The organism is Corynebacterium lowii (assembly GCF_001412085.1).
GTDB classification, from domain to species: Bacteria; Actinomycetota; Actinomycetes; order Mycobacteriales; family Mycobacteriaceae; genus Corynebacterium; species Corynebacterium lowii.
In genome coordinates, this window is the sequence record NZ_LKEV01000009.1 from 30,039 (window position 1) to 45,752 (window position 15,714).

The window sequence follows — 15,714 nt, forward strand, 5'->3', positions numbered from 1 at the left end:
CAAAAAGAGAGGTTTAGGTAGCTACCACCAATGGCTTCCACAAGCAAGCAGACATTTAATCCCGAGTCCTACAAGAACGCCTGGCAGCGTTTTGGCGAGGAAGAATTTGACGTCGTGGTCATCGGTGGCGGCTCCGTAGGTGCCGGCGCGGCCCTCGACGCCGCCACCCGCGGCCTGAAGGTAGCCGTGGTGGAAACCCGCGACTTCGCCGCTGGTACCTCCTCGCGTTCTTCCAAGATGTTCCACGGTGGCCTTCGCTACCTGGCGATGTTCGATTTCCGCCTGGTGGCGGAGTCGCTGCGCGAGCGCGAGCTGAACATGGCCACCCTGGCTCCCCACCTGGTCAAGCCGCTGCGCTTCATCTTCCCGCTCACCCACCGCCTGTGGGAGCGCGTGATGATGTTCGGTGGCTTCACCCTGTATGACCTCATGGGCGGTGCCAAGACCGTGCCCATGCAAAAGCACCTCACCCGTTCCAGCGTGCTCAAGCGCAACCCCGGCCTGCGCGAGGACGCCGTGGTGGGCGGCGTGCGCTACTACGACACCCAGGTGGACGATGCCCGCCACACCATGATGGTGCTGCGCACCGCCGGCGAGTACGGCGCCGTGGTGCGCACCTCCACGCAGGTCGTGGGCCTGGATAAGGTCAATGGCCGCGTGGTGTCCGCGCGTCTGCGCGATACCGATACCGGCGAGGAAACCACCATCCGCGGTTCCGTGTTCATCAACGCCACCGGCGTGTGGAATGACGCGATTGAGAAGATGGCGGGCACCAAGGGCAAGTTCTCCGTGCATGCCTCCAAGGGCGTGCACATCGTGGTGCCCAAGGATGTGCTGGAAGCCGATTCCGCCCTGACCTTCGTCACGGAGAAGTCCGTGCTCTTCGTGATGCCCTGGGGTGATTACTGGATCATCGGCACCACCGATACCGATTGGGCCAAAACGCTGAGCAAGCCCGATCCCGCTCCCACCCGCGAGGACATCGAATACATCCTTACCGAGGTGAACAAGCGCGTGCGCCGCGAGATCACCAAGAAGGACATCGTGGGCGTGTACTCCGGCCTGCGCCCCCTGCTGGAGGGCAGCTCGGATTCCACCACGAACCTCTCGCGCAACCACGCCGTAGCCCGCAGCGTGCCGGGTTTGGTCTCCGTGGCCGGTGGCAAGTACACCACCTACCGCGTGATCGGCAAGGACGCCGTGGATCTGGCCTTGCAGGATGTGCCCAAGAAGGTATCGGAATCCATCACGGATCAGACCCCGATCCTGGGTGCCGATGGCTACCACGCCCTGAGCAACCAGGTGCCCGCCCTGGCCGCCCGCCACGGGCTGAGCCAAAAGCAGATCGAACACCTGCTGGGCCGTTACGGCTCCCTCTATGAGGAGGTGCTGGCCGCGGCGGCCGACGACGCCGACCTGCTTACCCCCGTACCGAACGCTGAGGGTTACCTTAAGGCTGAGGTGCTTTATGCTGTAACTCACGAAGGTGCTCTGCACTTGGAGGACGTGCTCAACCGCCGCCTGCGCGTGGGGATGGAGTACGCCCACCGCGGCCTCGATTCTGCGGAGGCCGTGGCTGACCTCATCGCCTCCGTCTTGGGTTGGGACGAGGCCACCAAGAAGCAGGAGATCGCTACCTTCCGCGAGCGCGTGGAAGCCGAGCTCGCCGCAGAGAAGGCACTTACGGACGAGGACGCTAACACGATCATCACCGAGGTTGCCGATTCCCGACAAGCCATTAACACCTCGGTGGAGGACTGATGCTTACTGCAAGTGATGCTTTTCTTTGGGAGTTCCTAGGAACCACCCTGCTGTTGCTCCTGGGCAACGGCGTCAACGCCGCGAACTCGCTGCGCACCTCGGCGGCCAAGGGAACCGGCTGGGTTCTCATCGCCTTCGGCTGGGGCATGGCCGTGTACGTGGGCGCCAGCGTGGCCGACGTTTCCGGTGGCCACCTCAACCCAGCCGTGACCATCATGCTCGCGCTCAAGGGCGCTACCGAGTGGTCGCTCGTGCCCTTCTACATCGCCGGGCAGCTCCTGGGCGCCATCTTCGGTGCCGTGCTGGCCTGGGCCGCGTTCAAGCAGCTTTTCGACGCCAACAACGTGGACGAGCAGGGCAAGGTCACCGGAGCCAATAGCGAGACCGGCGGAATCTTCTACACCGGCCCCGCGCAGCCCCATAACGGTTGGAACGCGGTGACCGAGTTCATCGCCACCGCCGTGCTGCTGATCTTCATTGCCTTCGGCCCCGCCGGTGGCGAGCTGGGTCCGCTGACCTACTTCGGCGTGGCCTTCGTGATCGTGGCCATCGGCATGTCCCTGGGTACCCCCACGGGTTATGCGATTAACCCGGTGCGTGACTTTGGCCCCCGCTTCGCCTACGCCTTCCTTCTGCCGATTCCCGGCAAGGGCAGCGCCAACTGGGGTTACGCCTGGGTGCCCATCGTGGCTCCCATGCTCGCCGCCGTGGCGGTGGGTCTGGTAGCAGCCCTTTAGGCTGTGCGGACCAGTACTCTACGCAAGTAGAGTACTAAAGGAGAGCACACTAGTACGGCCCCCGCATGGGGGCCGCCCGTACGTACAGAGCACGGACAATAACGGAGCAAAGAATTAATGAGCAGTAATAAATACGTTGCGGCCATTGACCAGGGCACGACCTCGACCCGGTGCATCATCTTCGACCACGACGGCAACCAGGTGGCCTCGGGGCAGTTCGAGCACGAGCAGATCTTCCCCCAAAAGGGCTGGGTGGAGCACGACCCCATCGAGATCTGGGATAACACCCGCCGCGCCGTGGGCAGCGCCCTGGCCGATAGCGACGTCGCCAGCCACGACATCACCGCCGTGGGCATTACCAACCAGCGCGAAACCACGATCGTGTGGGACAAGAACACCGGCGAGCCGGTGTACAACGCTATCGTGTGGCAGGACACCCGCACCAGCGAACTCTGCGCCGAACTCTCCGGCGACGAGGGTCCGGACCGCTGGCGCAAGACCACCGGCCTGCGCATCAACTCCTACCCCTCTGGCCCCAAGATCAAGTGGATTTTGGACAACGTGGAGGGCGCCCGCGAGCGCGCCGAGGCCGGCGATCTCATCTTCGGCACCATTGATACCTGGCTGCTGTGGAACCTCACCGGCGGCGCCGAGGGCGACGAGGGCCACCCGGCCGTGCACGCCACCGACGTCACCAACGCCTCGCGCACCCTGCTCATGGACCTGGAAACCCTGCAATGGGACCCCGAGCTGTGCAAGGCGATGGACATTCCCATGTCCATGCTCCCGGAGATTCGCCCTTCCCTGGGCGACTTCCACAAGGTGCGCGCCCGCGGCTCGCTCTCGGGCGTGCCGATCCGCGCCGTGCTGGGCGACCAGCAGGCCGCCATGTTCGGCCAGGGGTGCTTCCGCCCCGGCGATGCCAAGAACACCTACGGCACCGGCCTGTTCCTGCTGCTCAACACGGGTACCACGCCCAAGTGGAGTGATAACGGCCTGATTACCACCGTGTGCTTCCAGATCGAGGGCGAGCGCCCCGTGTACGCCCTGGAAGGTTCCGTCTCTATGGGCGGTTCCCTGGTGCAGTGGCTGCGCGATAACCTCCAGATCATCCCTAACTCCGGGCAGATCGAAAACCTCGCCCGCGAGGTACCGGATAACGGCGGCGTGTACATCGTCCCCGCCTTCTCCGGGCTCTTTGCCCCGCACTGGCGCCCCGACGCCCGCGGCGTCATCGTGGGCCTGACCCGCTTTGCCAACCGCAAGCACCTGGCCCGCGCCGTGCTGGAGGCCACCGCCTACCAGACCCGCGAGGTGGCCGACGCGATGGTGGCCGACTCCGGCGTGGAGATCACCGACCTGCGTGTGGACGGCGGCATGACCATGAACGAGCTGCTCATGCAGTTCCAGGCGGACATTCTGGGCACCAACGTGGTGCGCCCCAAGAACATCGAGACCACCGCCACGGGTGCCGCCCTGGCCGCCGGTATCTCGGTGGGCTACTGGGATAGCCTCGACGTGCTGCGCCAGGATGAAAACGCCACTACGGTGTGGAAGCCGAAGATGGAGCAGGAGAAGGTAGATACCCTCTACGCCGAATGGCAGCGCGCCGTGAAGCGCTCCCTGAACTGGGAGTATGACGCGGACTAAGCGGCTGCGCTGGAAAAACTGACGAGGGCGGTGGAGCGGCCACAAACCGATAGAATCGGCAGAGTGACCACCCCACCGCCCCTGCTCATCGTCAGCGATATTGACGGCACCTTCCTCAACTCCGCCGAGCGCGTACCCGCACGGCTACGGGAGGTGGTGGGCCGGGCCGTCGATAAGCAATGTGCCTTTGCTCTGGCCACGGGCAGGCCGCATCGCTGGATTTTCCCGGTGCTCGAACAACTCCCCGTGCGCCCCGTGTGTGCCACGGCCAACGGAGCGGTGCTCTATGATCCTGCTACCGATACCGTGCTGGACGCACAGGAACTCAGCCCCGAGGTGATGAGCGCGGTGGTGACGCAGGCGCGGGCGGCTTTACATAAAGCGGGGGTGGCGTATCCGGAAGTCACCGTGGCGGTGGAACGCTGTGGGACCTCGGCCTTTGATGAGGAACAAGACCTCTTTGTGGTAACCCCCGAGTACGTACACACCTGGGAGGCGCAGGGCTTTGGGGTATCGGGGGAAGAGGTGGTGCTGGGGGTGCCTGCCGTGAAACTGTTGCTGCGCAATGAGCACATGACGTCGGCGCAGATGTATGAGGCGATTGCCCCGGCGATTGATCCCGCCGTGGCGCACCTGACTTACTCCATGCCGGAGGGAATGTTAGAGGTGGCCGCGCCGGGGGTGACCAAGCAGCGGGCGGTGGCCGAACTCGCGCGGCGTTACGGTGTGCCCCGGCAGCGCGTGGTGTGCTTTGGGGACATGCCCAACGACATTGAGATGCTGCGCTGGGCGGGCCTGGGGGTGGCGATGGGCAACGCCGTCCCGGAGGTACAGGCCGCCGCCGACGTCGTGACCAGCACCAACGATGAATGTGGCGTGGCCGAGGTGCTGGAACGCTGGTTCTAGGCGGCTAGTAGGCCTGCTGCGGGGCGGTGGCCGCGTTGGGGTTGGTAGCGGGCTCGGAGGGGACGGCGGCTGCCGCACTCTGGTTGCCCTGCTGGCCGCTCTGCCACGCGGCTCCGGCACCAGTGCCAGCCTGCGGCTGCGTCCCCGCGGCCGGGGCCTCAGCCGCGGCGGGCTCCGAGGGGGCAGTAGGGGCGGCGGGCGCGGTCGGCTCGGCGGTAGTGACGTCGTAGGTGGTGGCGTCGCTGCTGCTCAACGCTTCGGAGCTGGACTCGATAGCGCTGGACTCGGTGGCGCTGGCCTCCGTGGAGGTACCCAGCGCACCTTCGAGGGAATCGTAGGTTTCTTTGGCGATCTCGCGGATCGCGTCCATCTGGGCGTAACCGGCGTCGCCGGGGCAGGTGGTCAGGCCCACATCGCGGTGCGCGAAGATATTGGGCAGCTCCACCTCGGTGCCGTAGGCGTACTTGGTGTACGAGGTGCCCTCGGAGTAGTGGGTGTCGGTGCCCGTGGGGTCGAAGCCCGCGAGCGCGGCGCGCCAGCCGGCCAGGCGGCCCACGGCGTCGATAGTGGCCTGCGGCGGGGTGACGGACTCGTAGTTGCCCATCATGGAAATGCCCCAGATGTTCTGATTGAAACCGCCCGCGTGGGCGCCCTGCACCGCCTCGTTGAGTCCGCCGTAGCGGCCCTCGTAGATGGTGCCGTACTTATCCACCAGGGCGTTGTATCCGATGTCGCACCAGCCCAGGGTTTGGGCGTGGTACTGATAAATGCCGCGCATCACGGCCGGGGCCTGTTCCTGGGAGTAATTATTGGAGCCCGCGGTGTGGTGAATGGTCAGCGCGGATACGTGGTCATCAATGGTGGGGTCCTGGCAGCGAATGGACTCGTCGGCGCCCCAGCCCGCGCGGGAAACCACCTCGGGCATGCCGTAACTATCGGACTCTGCAGCCAGCTGAATCCCGCCCGCCTGCGCATTGCCGTCGATGAACACGGCCTCGATCTCCGAAGCATCGGCCACCTCGGCCACGGGCTTGATGTCCCCAAAATTGACCGGCAGCGGCACGCCCGCATTGTTTTCGGCATTGCTATCGACGCCCCTGTGGTCCCTCTCGGCGGTACCTGTCTCGGGGGCGGGGGTGGCCTCCTGGGTTTGCGGCGCGGGGGTTGCTGGGGTGTTTTCTGTGGGCGCTGCGGGCTGGGCCTGCTCTGGTTGCTCTTGCTGCTGGGCTTGCTCCTGTGGTTGGGTTTGCTCCTGCGCCGGAGCCTCGGCCGTTGCCTCGCCATTGCCCAGAACGTCCACGCCGGATACGGATACCTGCACCCGGTTGGTGGGTTCCACATAAATCAGCTCGGTGCCGGTGGTGCCGTTAGCGGAGGTCTCGTCCAGCGGTTCGGCGTTGTACCAGGGACCCCAGGAACCATCGGCGGCCTGGGCGCGCACGAAGGCGGCGATGTCGCGGCTGCCGTTCCACGTCAGGGCGAACATGGAGAACTGCTCGTCGCGGCTGAACTCCTTGACGGTGCGTGCCGCCTCTCCCTCGCCCTGGGTGGCGATGGCAGGATCGTTCACCACCACGTTTTCACCTTCCGCGAAGGAGGCCGTGGCCTGAGAGGCGGAGATCGGGGCCGCCCCGGCGACGTCGGTGGGGATAATGCCGGAGCCGATTCCCAGCGCGGCCGTGGCGATGAGCGAGGTGCTCAGGACGACCGCGAGGGTGGAGGTGCGCCGGGGCGCAATCAAGCTACGTTGCTGCTGCACGGTGGTTTGCTCCTCAGTAATTCTCTGGGTTGAGTGCGTCTGGGTTATTCAGACGGGCCGTGTGAGAAAGATATGAACAATAGTAAACAAGTGTGGTTAAAGATTCCAGTATTTATTCAAGTGCTGGATGATTCTGAATAGAGCGTATGTGTTTCTTGTGAAACTTGAGGTCGCAGGAGGTAGCGTTCAAAGGTCGTGAGAGGTAGCGTATCTCTGCCGCAGGCGGTAGCGTTCATTGCTCGCGGGAGGTAGTTTAGTGCTGGTCAGAGCATATTTTTCCGATTCGGGAAATAGGGTGCCGGTTGCTTCGGTGGTTATCCCCTCTGTATCGCTCCGTTTTTCGTATAATCCCGTAGCCTGGACCGCATGACTGAGAAGATTCTTTCCTACGTTTCCCTGCCCGATGGTCGCACCGAAGAGGCCTTCACGCTGTGGCAGTCCATCTTTGGCGGCGATCTCAACATGGTGAAGTACGGAGAGCAGAACTTGGAGGGTATGCCCTTCACCCCGCCCGCCGAGGCCGTCGCTCACGCCACCCTCACCACGGATGCCTGGGGGATCGCCGGAGCGGACCAGATCAATTTTGACGATAAAGAGTACCCGATTCGCGGCACCGCCTACTCCCTGTTGGTGGAGGTGGAGAGTCCGGAGCGAGGTCGGGAGGTCATAGAGAAGTTCGTGGCCGCTGGTGGCGAGGTCAATATGCCCTTTGCCAAGGCTCCGTGGGGTGACTGGTATGGGCAGGTCTTTGATCCCTTCGGTGTGATGTGGTCGGTGAGCGCCGCAGCGGCGGCTGCCGAGCAGTAGGGGTTTGCACACCGGAACCAAGGCGCCGTCGATAAGCAAAGCCACCTCACGGCGCGTATGCCGGGCCTGGCTGTGGTGCGTCCATTACCCTGGTGCCCATGATGCAGAAGCAATATGACCTCATTGTGGTGGGTTCCGGCCTTTTTGGTCTGACCGTGGCGGAGCGGGCGGCCAGTCAGCAGGGTAAGAAGGTGCTCATCGTGGAGCGCCGCAGCCACATCGGGGGCAATGCCTATTCCGAGGCCGAGCCGGAGACGGGCATTGAGATTCATAAGTACGGCGCGCACCTCTTCCATACCTCTAATAAGCGGGTGTGGGAGTACGTCAATCAGTTCACCGAGTTCACGGGCTACCAGCACCGCGTGTTCGCCATGCACGATGGCACGGCCTATCAGTTCCCGATGGGTCTGGGGCTGATTAACCAGTTCTTTGGCAAGTACTACAGCCCGGAGGAGGCCCGCGCGCTCATCGCGGAGCAGACCGACGGACTCGACCCCGCCGAGGCCACCAACCTGGAAGAGAAAGCGATTTCGCTCATCGGCCGCCCCCTCTACGAGGCCTTCATCCGCGATTACACCGCTAAGCAGTGGCAGACGGACCCCAAGGAGCTGCCCGCGGGCAATATCACTCGCCTGCCGGTGCGCTACACCTTTGATAACCGCTACTTCACCGATACCTACGAGGGGCTGCCGGTGGAGGGCTATACCGCCTGGTTGGAGCGCATGGCCGCGCACGAGAACATCGAGGTGCGCCTGGATACCGATTGGTTTGAGGTGCGCGAGGAACTGCGTGCCGCCTCCCCCGAGGCCCCCGTGGTGTACACCGGCCCGCTGGATCGTTACTTCGATTACGCCGAGGGGCACCTGGGCTGGCGCACCCTGGACTTCGAGGCCTCCGTGGAGCCGGTGGGTGACTTCCAGGGCACCCCGGTGATGAACTACAACGACGCCGACGTTCCCTTCACCCGTATCCACGAGTTCCGCCACTTCCACCCCGAGCGCGCCGACCGTTACCCCAAGGACAAGACGGTCATTATGAAGGAGTACTCCCGCTTCGCGGAGGAGGGCGACGAGCCCTACTACCCCATCAACACCCCGGAGGATCGTGCCAAACTGGAGGCTTATCGACGCCGCGCCGCCGAGGAATCCAAGAACGCCAAGGTTCTCTTCGGTGGCCGCCTGGGTACGTATCAGTACCTGGACATGCACATGGCCATCGGTGCGGCGCTCTCCATGTTCGATAACCACCTGGTGCCCTTCTGGGAGGAGGGAGCTTCCTTGGAGCAGAGTAGGGGGCACTAGTTACCCTTAAGTTAACTTTCCGTTAACTTTCCCGCCCTCCCGGTAGCGATGCGAGCTGCTGGGAGGGCAGTTTTTCGTCTTGCGTCTGAGTGTTCCGGCTGGCTTTGGTGTGACGTGAGGGGCTTGGCATGTGCTCTGAACTGGTATTTTATTGCGCCTTCCGCCCTTTCTTCTGGGCGGAAAAAACCGTTTGAAGATCCCATCATTTGAAGCGCCTTGCGTTCTGTCGAAGATGACACTAAGGTTAACAACCAGTTAACAAAGGAAGTCTCCGAGATGAACCTCAAGGAAAGGATTGGTGATTCTCATGTCTAAGATTGATCGCCTCTGGAGCGTTCGGATGGATCTTCACGCCCGATTTGGCGCAGAACTTCCCATCGGCCTCATCGACGCCGTTCTCGATGGTGTTGCCCGTCGCTGGGAGTCCAGCCCGGCCTTCTTCCGTACCGTGCTCATTGAGCGCGAGGCGGTGGAAGAGCTAGAGCACCGACTCAGCGGCAGCATGACGAGCGCGCTCGCTGCCTAAGAAACAGCAAGACCGTGAAGGCCCCAGCCAACTTCGGCTGGGGTCTTCAATATGTCTGGTGAACGAGTGTTTTCCGGCAGGGATTGCGTGTGCCTTAACTCCCGCCACGGGAACCTACTAATCTAGAGGGGCGATATTGATACCCCTCGGGAAGGCGAAGAGCACCATCGTGAGTGAACCCCACAAGAACACAGCGGCCGTGGAGCAACTTCAGCGCTTGCTCATGCCTCAGCGCGGAGAGCCAGCGGACGTGCGCAGCCTGTATTACATGGAAACGCAGCAGGTTCAGGAGCGCCTCGTTTGCCCGGATCGGTTGAGCGTGGAGATTCCGGCAGGAGCCGAGCTGAGCTTTGAGACGTACTTTAACGCCTTCCCGGCTAGTTACTGGCGCCGCTGGTCCCAGCTCGATTCCGTGGTGCTGCGCGTGGAGGTTTCCGGCAGCGCCCGCATTGATGTGTACCGTTCCCGCTTCGATGGTGGCCGGGTTGCGGAGCAGGCCGCCCAGGTCACCGATGAGGCCGTGGAGTTCAATCTTTCCCTGGCTCCCTTCGAGGACGGCGGCTGGTACTGGTTTGATGTCACGGCGGAAACGTCCGTGACCGTTTCCGGTGGTTGGTACGCCCCCCAGGCCCCTGGCCCGCAGACCATGCCGGACGGTACCCAGGTGGGTCCCTTCGATAAGGCCGTGACGGTGGGTATTCCCACCTTCAACCGCCCCAAGGACGCCGTGGCGGCGCTGGAAGCCTTGGCCTCTGATCCCGAGGTGGATTCCATCATTGAGGCCGTGCTCATGCCCGATCAGGGCAATCAGCACCCCGCCGATGAACCGGGCTACGCCGCGGTGACCGAGCACTTTGGGGAGCGCTTCTTTGAGTTCCGCCAGGGCAACCTGGGCGGCTCGGGCGGCTATTCCCGCATTATGTACGAGACCCTGGGGGAGAATACGCCTTCCACTCCCTACATCCTCTACATGGATGATGACATCGCCATTGAGCCCGATGCGATTCTGCGCGCCGTGCAGGTGGCCCGCTACGCGGAACGCCCGATTTTCGTGGGCGGCCAAATGCTCAACCTTTTGCAGCGCTCCGAGCTGCGCACGATGGGCGAGGTGGTCAATCACGTGGACTTCATGTGGTCCCCGGCCCCGAATGTGCACTACGATCACGACTTCGCCCAGCACCCCATGAATGATCTGGGCAAGCACGGTGACCCGCTGGGTACCGTCACCTCCCGCGATATTCACCGCCGCATTGACGTGGACTATAACGGCTGGTGGATGTGCCTTTTCCCCACGGTGGTGGCGGAAAAGATCGGTCAGCCCTTGCCTCTGTTTATCAAGTGGGACGATACGGAGTATTCCCTGCGCGCCAAGGAGGCGGGTTTCCCCACGGCCACCTGGCCGGGCGTGGCGATCTGGCACATGTCCTGGGCGGATAAGGACGATGCTATTGATTGGCAGGCGTACTTCCACCTGCGCAACCGCTTGATCGTGGCGGCCATGTATCACCGGGGTGACGTGAAGGGCATTATTAAGTCCCTGCGCAAGTCCACCTTCAAGCACGCCATGTGCCTGGAATACTCCACGATGGCCATTCAGATCGAGGCCCTTAAGGACTTCCTGGCCGGGCCCGATCATCTCTTTGAAATCTTGGAGAGCTCTCTGCCCAGGATTAACGCCCTGCGCAAGCAGTATCCAGATGCTCAGGTGGTGCCCTCGGCGGCGTCGCTACCCAGCCCTTCGGGCCTGCCGGGCGGGGTACCCATTCACGACATCGGCGGCCGCCTGGCTCCGGTGAAGAAGTTGCGCTGGCTGGCTAAGAGCCTGGCCCATTCGGCGCGCCCGGCGCAGCCGGAGCATCACGAGGTGCCGCAGGCGAATCTGAGTAAGTACGAGGCTCGCTGGTTCTCCCTGTCGCGCCTCGACAGCGCTACGGTGACCACCGCCGATGGCAAGGGCGTGACCTTCCGCAAGCGCGACCGCGAGCAGGCCAAGGAGCTGCTGCGCGAGACCCTGCGCCTGCACAAGGAGCTGGCTGCTCGCTTCGAGGACCTGCGCAAGGATTACCGTGCGGCCATGCCCACGCTGGTCAGCCGCGAGGCCTGGGGGGAGATCTTCGGTGCTTAATGAGGCAAGCGTGCTGGTGGGGCTGCAAAAAGCCACCTCCCACATTCCCGGAGTGCTGCCCGCAGCGCGGGGCCTGAGTGCTTTGGGCGAGCACGCCCTGGGTTGGATGGGAGTGGCCGCGGTGGGAGCGGCGGTGGACGCCCCGCGCCGCAAGCAGTGGCTCAACGTGGGCATTGCGGCCTTCGTGAGCCACGCGGCGTCGATAGCCATTAAGCGCGTGGTGCGGCGCAAGCGCCCGCACGATCCGCGCATTGCGATTGGGGTTTCCACCCCCTCCAAGCTGAGCTTTCCCTCCTCGCACGCCACATCCACGGCGGCCACGGCGGTAGCGGTGGCGGAGGTAACGGGCAAGCGCGCGCCGCTGCTCGTTGTGCCGGTGATGATGGCCTCGCGTATGGTGCTGGGGGTTCATTACCCCACGGATGTGGTGGCGGGCACTGCTCTTGGTGCCGTTGTGGGCAAGGCTGTGATGAAGGTTGCACGGAAGGGAAGGCACGGCGCGTGACGGAGCAGACCACGGGCATTTTTGGCTCGGAACCGCACACGGAAGGCATTGATAACACGCGAAAGCGCAAGCCGCCGAAGAATCTGCTTGACGGCATGATTAAGGCGCTGCGCCCTAAGCAGTGGGTCAAGAACGTCCTGGTGGTGGCTGCCCCGGCGGCGGCCGGTGCTGAGGCGCTGCTCAATCAGCGCACGCTTATCGACGTCGCCCTCGCCTTCCTCGTGTTCTGCCTTGCGGCCTCCTCTATTTACCTCATTAACGACGCCCGCGATGTGGAGGCCGATCGCCAGCACCCCACCAAGCGCTTCCGCCCCATTGCCGCTGGCGTGCTGCCGGTATCCGTGGCCTATGCGATGGCGGTGATTCTCATTGCGGCGGCGGTGGGTATTTCCTTCTTCGCCTCCTCCGGCTATGGCCTGGCCGTGGTGGTGGGCGTGTATATCGCCCTGCAATTGGGTTATTGCTTTGGGTGGAAGCATCAGCCGGTGATTGATATTGCCCTGGTTTCCTCCGGCTTCATGCTGCGCGCGATGGCCGGTGGTGTGGCCGCGGGCATCGCCCTTTCCCAGTGGTTCCTGCTGGTGGCGGCCTTTGGTTCGCTGTTCATGGCGGCGGGCAAGCGTTATTCGGAATTGCTGCTCGCGGAGCGCACGGGGGCGAAGATTCGCAAGTCCCTGCGCGGCTATACCCCCACCTACCTGCGTTTTGTGTGGACGCTTGCGGCCACCGCCGTGGTGATGAGTTACGCGCTCTGGGGCTTTGAAATGGCCACCGCCGTGGATTCCTCCTCTGGTGTGTGGTACCAGATCTCGATGGTGCCCTTTGCCATCGCCATCTTGCGGTACGCCGCCGATGTGGACCGCGGCGATGGCGGTGCGCCGGATGAGCTGGCGCTTTCGGATAGGGTTCTCCAAGCGTTGGCTGGCCTGTGGATTCTGTGTATCGTCTTGGCCGTATATGTGATGCCTGCTCTGCAATGAGCGTAGATGCAAAAGGCGCTGTCACCTCGATAGTTTTCCCTTGTGTAACGGTGCCGTGATCTTCAGCGATGAAAAGAAAAGAATGCCCGCCAAGGGAAGATGGAAAAGAGGTAATGCGATGAAGTCTGGCTTGCGTTTCTCGCCGCGCGCCCTGATGGCCACGGTGACGGCCGCGATCACCGCTATGACCGGCGTTGTGGTCGGTGCCGGCACCGCCAGTGCCGCGAACCGCGATGAATTGCGTCCCGACGCCACCGGCACCTGCGAGTGGGACCCCCACGGATACGGGGTGCAGCGCTGCGATGTGTGGTCGCCCTCGATGGGCCGCAACATCGCTGTGCAGATTCAGCCCTCCGAGCGCGGGGGAGACGCGGGCCTGTACTTCCTGGACGGCCTGCGCGCCACCGAGCTCACCAATGGCTGGATGGATGTGCCCAATGCCCCCGCCGTGTTCGAGCACGATAACATCACGCTGGTCATGCCGGTGGGTGGGCCGGGTTCCTTCTACGCGGATTGGAACGCCCCCGCTAAGTACGACGTCAGTGATCCGGTGAACTACCAGTGGGAGACCTTCCTCTCTCAGGAGTTGCCCCCGTATCTGGAGGCTAACTTTGGGGTTTCTCCCGTGAAGAACTCCGTGCTGGGCATCTCTATGGGTGCCACCGGTGCGATGAACCTGGCGGCCAAGCACCCGGAGCAGTTCAAGCAGGTATTCTCCCTGTCCGGTTATCTCACCAATACGGTGCCGGGTGCTCAGACGCTCATGCGCGTGGCCCTGCTCGATGCGGGCGGTTTTAACCTCAACGCCATGTACGGCTCGGTGGTGAGCCCCAAGCGCTTTGCCAATGATCCTCTGTTCAACATGGGCGGCCTCCGCGGCACGGACGTGTACGTCACGGCGGCCACGGGTATCCCCGGCCCGGCGGACCTGCAATTGCCCATCCAGGACATCATCGCGGGTTCCCCCTTGGAGACCATTTCGCGGGCCTCCACGCAGGCGTGGGCCACCACGGCCAAGATGACGGGTATCAGCGTGACGGAGAACTACCCGATCGTGGGCCTGCATAACTGGGGTCTGTGGGTGGACCAGCTCAATAACCACATACGCCCCCGAGTATTGGACGTGATGGGGGCGGCCTAGAGAGCCAGGCCATGCCTCTTGCTTCCTTTTATGGCAGCCAGGGGTGCTACGCCGGGCGCGTTGCGATGTGTTGCGCGCCCGGCGTTGTGCGTTAGATGCGGTGGTGTCGCACGCGGTGCGTCAGCCACAGCGCGCCGGGCACGGTGCGTTCGGCACAGAGTATTCGACGTACAAAACGAGGAAAAATTGTCACTCCTGTGACTAGTGTGATTATTGGTGATATAAAATTACCGATGGCGGCTAGCCGCAGGCGGGATGACTGCGGATGAACGACGTGAGGAAATAAAAGAATGCGCAGTGCAAAAACTTGGGCCCGGGCTCAGATGGATCGGACGGTAGCGGCCGTGATGGCGGTGGTCATAGCGGCGGTGAGCCTTATGGTCGTGGGGCCGGTGGGGGAGGCCCACGCGGGTAACCGCGATTGGTTGCGTCCCGATTCCACCGGCACCTGTGAGTGGGACCCGAACCTGTACTGGATTCAGCGCTGCGATGTGTGGTCGCCTTCTATGAATAAGCACGTGCCGGTGCAGATCCGCCCGTCCTCCGAGGGCGGTAACGGCAGCCTGTACCTCCTCGACGGGCTGCTCACGGAGGGGAGCAATAGCTGGTCCTTTAACTCAAACGTCCGCGACGTGTTCAACCACACCAACATCACCCTCGTGATGCCCACGGGTGGGCGCGGTTCTTTCTATGCGGACTGGGAGGCTCCCGCGAGCCTGTTGCCGATCCCTGCGGCCGATATGGTGAACCCCGATTATCGGTACGAGACCTTCCTTACCCAGGAGTTGCCCCCGTACCTGGAGGCCAATTTTGGAGTTTCGCGCAGCAATAACTCCGTGATGGGTATTTCTATGGGCGCTACCGGTGCGATGAACCTGGCGGCCAAGCACCCGGACCAGTTCAAGCAGGTATTCTCCCTGTCCGGTTATCTCACCCTGACGGTGCCGGGGTCGTACGCGATCATGGGCCTGGTTCTACTCAGCGCCGGTGGCTTCAACATCAATAATCTCTACGGCTCGGTCATCAGCCCCAAGCGCGCGGAGAATGATCCGTACATGAACATGGAGGGGCTGCGCAATACTGACGTCGTGGTGGTGGCCGGTAGCGGCATAGCTCGCGGCGACGATCCCAAGGACCCGCAGAGCCTCATCGTGGGTGGAGCCTTGGAGCAGGCCTCGCGCATTTCCACGCAGATGTGGGGCGCGAAGGCTCGCGGGGCGGGCCTGGTGGATACGGAGATTTACCCCGAGTTCGGTATCCATAACTGGCCCATCTGGAATGACATGGTGAACCAGAACCGCGACCGTATTCTCCGGGCGCTGGGCGCGTAGTAGCCGGGGAGTTGTACCGGGGCAATCTCGGGGGGGGGCAAGGGCCGTGTGCGTGGCGCACGGCCCTCTTTCGCGTTCAAAAATATGTGATTTTTCCCGCTATCGCACGGAGTGTCTGCACACTAACTCTCAAGTTAAACTTAAACTTAACTGGACTGTGTGTAGGCGGGGCAGTGGGAGAGGGG

Annotated in this window: 13 protein-coding genes; 12 read left to right on the plus strand and 1 reads right to left on the minus strand. The window is 63.1% G+C overall.

What is annotated here, in order from left to right:
• Window positions 1-30: 30 nt before the first annotated feature.
• From Clow_RS10930 to Clow_RS10945, 4 genes are all read left to right on the plus strand, one after another.
• The gene (locus tag Clow_RS10930; protein WP_055179155.1) at window positions 31-1,761 is read left to right on the plus strand and encodes a glycerol-3-phosphate dehydrogenase/oxidase; all 1,731 of its coding nucleotides are present in this window, start codon (window positions 31-33) and stop codon (window positions 1,759-1,761) included.
• Entirely contained in the window at window positions 1,761-2,498 is a 738-nt protein-coding gene (locus tag Clow_RS10935) for an MIP/aquaporin family protein (RefSeq protein WP_055179158.1), read from the plus strand. Before Clow_RS10930 ends, Clow_RS10935 begins: the two co-directional genes overlap by 1 nt.
• Before the next feature lie 117 nt (window positions 2,499-2,615).
• On the plus strand, window positions 2,616-4,148 hold the full coding sequence (glpK, locus tag Clow_RS10940; protein ID WP_055179160.1) for a glycerol kinase GlpK: 1,533 nt from the start codon (window positions 2,616-2,618) through the stop codon (window positions 4,146-4,148).
• Window positions 4,149-4,211: 63 nt separating this feature from the next.
• Window positions 4,212-5,054, plus strand: coding sequence for a Cof-type HAD-IIB family hydrolase (locus Clow_RS10945; protein WP_055179162.1), 843 nt, complete (start codon window positions 4,212-4,214; stop codon window positions 5,052-5,054).
• A 4-nt stretch (window positions 5,055-5,058) separates the two neighbouring features.
• On the opposite strand, the gene Clow_RS12180 is transcribed toward Clow_RS10945, so the two are convergent.
• On the minus strand, window positions 5,059-6,813 hold the full coding sequence (locus tag Clow_RS12180) for a peptidoglycan recognition protein family protein (RefSeq protein ID WP_082418664.1): 1,755 nt from the start codon (window positions 6,811-6,813) through the stop codon (window positions 5,059-5,061).
• Between the two features lie 366 nt (window positions 6,814-7,179).
• Between Clow_RS12180 and Clow_RS10955 the strand changes: the two genes are divergently transcribed.
• The 8 genes from Clow_RS10955 to Clow_RS10990 all read left to right on the plus strand — a co-directional run bounded on the left by Clow_RS10955 (window position 7,180) and on the right by Clow_RS10990 (window position 15,529).
• Window positions 7,180-7,620, plus strand: coding sequence for a VOC family protein (locus Clow_RS10955; RefSeq protein WP_055179164.1), 441 nt, complete (start codon window positions 7,180-7,182; stop codon window positions 7,618-7,620).
• A 98-nt stretch (window positions 7,621-7,718) separates the two neighbouring features.
• Complete coding sequence (glf, locus tag Clow_RS10960; RefSeq protein WP_055179166.1) at window positions 7,719-8,921, plus strand: UDP-galactopyranose mutase; 1,203 nt, start codon at window positions 7,719-7,721, stop codon at window positions 8,919-8,921.
• A gap of 307 nt (window positions 8,922-9,228) precedes the next feature.
• On the plus strand, window positions 9,229-9,447 hold the full coding sequence (locus tag Clow_RS10965; protein WP_069724633.1) for a hypothetical protein: 219 nt from the start codon (window positions 9,229-9,231) through the stop codon (window positions 9,445-9,447).
• 169 nt (window positions 9,448-9,616) lie between these two features.
• On the plus strand, window positions 9,617-11,572 hold the full coding sequence (locus Clow_RS10970) for a glycosyltransferase (RefSeq protein WP_281175682.1): 1,956 nt from the start codon (window positions 9,617-9,619) through the stop codon (window positions 11,570-11,572).
• Window positions 11,565-12,077: a phosphatase PAP2 family protein gene (locus Clow_RS10975; RefSeq protein WP_055179177.1), complete on the plus strand. Its 513-nt coding sequence runs from the start codon at window positions 11,565-11,567 to the stop codon at window positions 12,075-12,077. Before Clow_RS10970 ends, Clow_RS10975 begins: the two co-directional genes overlap by 8 nt.
• Window positions 12,074-13,057 carry a decaprenyl-phosphate phosphoribosyltransferase gene (locus Clow_RS11985; RefSeq protein WP_055179179.1) on the plus strand — a complete coding sequence of 328 codons (984 nt, stop codon included), beginning with the start codon at window positions 12,074-12,076 and terminating at the stop codon, window positions 13,055-13,057. Before Clow_RS10975 ends, Clow_RS11985 begins: the two co-directional genes overlap by 4 nt.
• Window positions 13,058-13,175: 118 nt before the next feature.
• Window positions 13,176-14,198: an alpha/beta hydrolase gene (locus Clow_RS10985; RefSeq protein WP_055179182.1), complete on the plus strand. Its 1,023-nt coding sequence runs from the start codon at window positions 13,176-13,178 to the stop codon at window positions 14,196-14,198.
• A gap of 290 nt (window positions 14,199-14,488) precedes the next feature.
• Window positions 14,489-15,529, plus strand: coding sequence for an alpha/beta hydrolase (locus Clow_RS10990; RefSeq protein ID WP_055179184.1), 1,041 nt, complete (start codon window positions 14,489-14,491; stop codon window positions 15,527-15,529).
• The last annotated feature ends 185 nt before the right edge of the window (window positions 15,530-15,714 follow it).

Excerpts from the sequence above, each read along its gene's own strand:
- Clow_RS10930 (WP_055179155.1), top strand. The coding sequence starts at position 31 with ATGGCTTCCACAAGCAAGCAGACATTTAATCCCGAGTCCTACAAGAAC.
- Clow_RS10935 (WP_055179158.1), top strand. The coding sequence starts at position 1,761 with ATGCTTACTGCAAGTGATGCTTTTCTTTGGGAGTTCCTAGGAACCACC.
- glpK (WP_055179160.1), top strand. The coding sequence starts at position 2,616 with ATGAGCAGTAATAAATACGTTGCGGCCATTGACCAGGGCACGACCTCG.
- Clow_RS10955 (WP_055179164.1), top strand. The coding sequence starts at position 7,180 with ATGACTGAGAAGATTCTTTCCTACGTTTCCCTGCCCGATGGTCGCACC.
- glf (WP_055179166.1), top strand. The coding sequence starts at position 7,719 with ATGATGCAGAAGCAATATGACCTCATTGTGGTGGGTTCCGGCCTTTTT.
- Clow_RS10965 (WP_069724633.1), top strand. The coding sequence starts at position 9,229 with ATGTCTAAGATTGATCGCCTCTGGAGCGTTCGGATGGATCTTCACGCC.
- Clow_RS10985 (WP_055179182.1), top strand. The coding sequence starts at position 13,176 with ATGAAGTCTGGCTTGCGTTTCTCGCCGCGCGCCCTGATGGCCACGGTG.
- Clow_RS10990 (WP_055179184.1), top strand. The coding sequence starts at position 14,489 with ATGCGCAGTGCAAAAACTTGGGCCCGGGCTCAGATGGATCGGACGGTA.